Source organism: Thalassiella azotivora, from assembly GCF_054781695.1.
The window spans coordinates 1-3070 of record NZ_BAAGTX010000047.1; the positions used below are offsets into that span (position 1 = coordinate 1).

Sequence of the window (3070 nt, forward strand, 5' to 3'; positions counted from 1 at the left end):
CCGAGGCCGAGCGCCAGGCGGCCGCGGCCCGGCAGTCCGAGGCGCAGCGGGCGAGCCGCGAGGCCGCCCGCGACCCGCGCGGCGTCGCCCGGGTGATGGCCGCGGAGCGCGGCTGGGGCGCCGACCAGTTCTCCTGCCTGGAGTCCCTGTGGGAGAAGGAGAGCAACTGGGACCACACGGCCGCGAACCCGACCTCCAGCGCCTACGGCATCCCCCAGGCGCTCCCCGGGTCGAAGATGTCCAGCGCCGGGGCCGACTGGGAGACCAACCCCGTCACCCAGATCCGCTGGGGGCTGGGGTACATCGACGACGTCTACGGGACGCCGTGCTCCGCGTGGTCGCACAGCCGGGCGAACAACTGGTACTGAGCCGCCCGCGCGCAGCGACCCTCAATCCTTGGGCGGACGGGTCATCGCCATCACGTCGAGGGCCTCGTCCAGCTCGGCCTCGGTGAGCTCGCCCCGCTCGAGGAAGCCCAGCGCGACCACGGCCTCGCGGACCGTCGTCCCCTGCGCGACCGCGTGCTTGGCGACCTTCGCGGCGGCCTCGTAGCCGATGTGGCGGTTGAGCGGCGTCACGACGGACGGCGACGCCTCGGCCAGCCGCCGGCACCGCTCCACGTCCGCCTCCAGCCCGGCGACGGTCCGGTCGGCCAGCAGCCGGGAGGCGTTCGCCAGCAGGCGCGTCGACTCCAGCAGGTTGCGGGCCATGACCGGGATCATGACGTTGAGCTCGAACGTCCCCGACGCCCCGGCCCACGCGACCGTCGCGTCGTTGCCGACCACCTGCGCGCACACCATGAGCACCGCCTCGGGCACCACCGGGTTGACCTTGCCGGGCATGATCGAGGACCCGGGCTGCAGGTCGGGCAGCCGCACCTCGGCGAGCCCCGTGTTCGGGCCGGACCCCATCCAGCGCAGGTCGTTGCACACCTTCGTCAGGCTGACCGCCACCGTGCGCAGCGCCCCCGACGCCTCGACCAGCCCGTCCCGGGCGCCCTGCGCCTCGAAGTGGTCGCGGGCCTCGGTCAGCGGCAGGCCGGTGTCCTCGGCGAGCAGCTCGATCACCCGCTGCGGGAAGCCCGCGGGCGTGTTGATCCCGGTACCCACCGCCGTCCCGCCGAGCGGCACCTCCGCCAGCCGCGGCAGCGCGGCCTGCACCCGCTCGACCCCGCGGCGCACCTGCGCGGCGTGGCCGCCGAGCTCCTGCCCGAGGGTCACCGGGGTCGCGTCCATCAGGTGGGTCCGCCCGGGCTTGACGACGTCCGACAGCTCCGCCGCCTTCGCCTCCAGCGTCGAGGCCAGGTGCTCGAGGGCCGGGACCAGGTCCCGGACGAACGCGGCCGTGGCGGCCACGTGCACCGACGTCGGGAAGGTGTCGTTGCTCGACTGGGAGGCGTTGACGTGGTCGTTGGGGTGCACGTCGCGGCCCAGCTCGCGGGTCGCCAGTGTGGCGAGCACCTCGTTGGTGTTCATGTTCGAGGACGTCCCGGACCCGGTCTGGAACACGTCGACGGGGAAGTGGGCGTCGTGGTCGCCGCGGGCGACGGCCTCGGCCGCGGCGACGATCGCGTCCGCGACGTCGCGGTCGAGGACGCCCAGCTCGGCGTTGGCGAGCGCAGCGGCCTTCTTCACCCGGGCCAGGGCCTCGACGTGACCCCGCTCCAGCCGGCTGCCGCTGATCGGGAAGTTCTCCACCGCCCGCTGGGTCTGCGCCCGGTACAGGGCGTCCCTGGGTACCCGGACCTCGCCCATCGTGTCGTGCTCGACCCTGAACTCCTCGTGCTGCTCGTGATCGCTCATGCCCCCATGCTCCGGCGGACCGCGTCCCCGCGCCACGTCGCGCCACGTCGCGCCGCCGCGGGCCCCGCGCGGCTGGCGACCGACGCCCGCCCGCTGGACCAGGGTCTTCACATACCGGACACCTTCGGCCACCATCAGGACATGGTTGATGCAGTGCTGGTGCAAGAAGTGCGTCCGCTGCGTGGCCGCGAGCTCGTCGTCGCCGCACTGGAGCAACGGCTGGACCGGGCCGCGCAGGGAGCAGGCTGCGCCCTGCTCGTCGACGGGCCGCCCGGCGCGGGGCGGACGCGCCTGCTCGACCACGTCGCCGCCTCCGCGCGGGACGCCGGTGCGACCGTCCTGCGCGTCACGGGGTGCCGGCACGGGCGCGACGTCCGCGGCGCGGGCCTGCACCGGCTGCTGCGCCCGCTGCTGCCGCTGGCCGACGACCTCCCGCCGGACTCCGCCCGGGTCCTGCACCGGGCCGTGGGAGCAGGCCGGCTCCCCCGGGGAGGTCGCCTGCCGCTGGCCGTGGCCGTGGCCGAGCTGCTGCGCCGGGCGGCGCTCGAGGGCCCCGTCGTCTGCTGCGTGGACGACGTCGACCTGCTCGACGAGGCCTCCCAGCAGGTCCTCACCCTCGTCGCCGAGTCGGTGGACGGGCAGCGGGTGGCCCTCGTCTGCACCGCCGGCAGCCCGCTCGACTCCGGGATCGGCGCGACGAGCGAGCACCTGCCGCTGCCCCCGCTGGACGACGAGGCGGCCCGGCTGCTGCTCGCCGACGTCGCGCCGCGGGTCCTGCCGGGGCACCTCGCAGCCCGGCTGGTCCACGTCGCGGGCGGCTCACCCGGCGCCCTGGTCGAGCTCGTCGCCGCCCTCACCCCGGAGCAGCTCGACGGCCGCGCCGCACCGCCCAGCAGCCTGCCGCCGACCAGCGCGGCCCGGACCGACCTGCTCGCGCGCGTGCACACCCTGCCGGACGAGCAACGGGCCCTGCTGCTGGCCGCCGCGCTGGACGACGAGCTCAGCGCGACCGAGGCCACCGCGCGCGGCGGGTGGCCCTCGTCCGCGCTGCACGCCCTCCTGCGGCGCCGGTTGCTCCACGTCGCCGACGGGGCGCTGCGCGTGCAGCCCGGCTGGCTGGCGGGGGCGCTCACCGAGGACGCGGGGCACCAGGCCTGCCGCCGGACCCACGCACGGCTGGCCGCCGTCGTCGACGACCGTCGCGACGCGCTGCGCCACCACCTGCACCGGGCGCTGGGCCGCGACGGGGTGGGCGCCGCCGACGCCGG

Annotated in this window: 3 protein-coding genes; 2 read left to right on the forward strand and 1 reads right to left on the reverse strand. The window is 76.1% G+C overall.

All coding sequences use genetic code 11. The features are described from left to right. Positions 1-368, forward strand: a 368-nt coding sequence (locus tag ACYVQV_RS18895; RefSeq protein WP_461024863.1) for an aggregation-promoting factor C-terminal-like domain-containing protein, incomplete at its 5' end; no start/stop codon positions are given. Between the two features lie 21 nt (positions 369-389). Here ACYVQV_RS18895 and ACYVQV_RS18900 read toward each other — a convergent pair. Further along, on the reverse strand, positions 390-1802 hold the full coding sequence (locus ACYVQV_RS18900) for a class II fumarate hydratase (protein ID WP_461024864.1): 1413 nt from the start codon (positions 1800-1802) through the stop codon (positions 390-392). 141 nt (positions 1803-1943) lie between these two features. On the opposite strand from ACYVQV_RS18900, the gene ACYVQV_RS18905 reads away from it, so the two are divergent. Beyond that, the coding region (locus ACYVQV_RS18905) for an ATP-binding protein (protein ID WP_461024865.1) at positions 1944-3070 on the forward strand (1127 nt) is incomplete at its 3' end.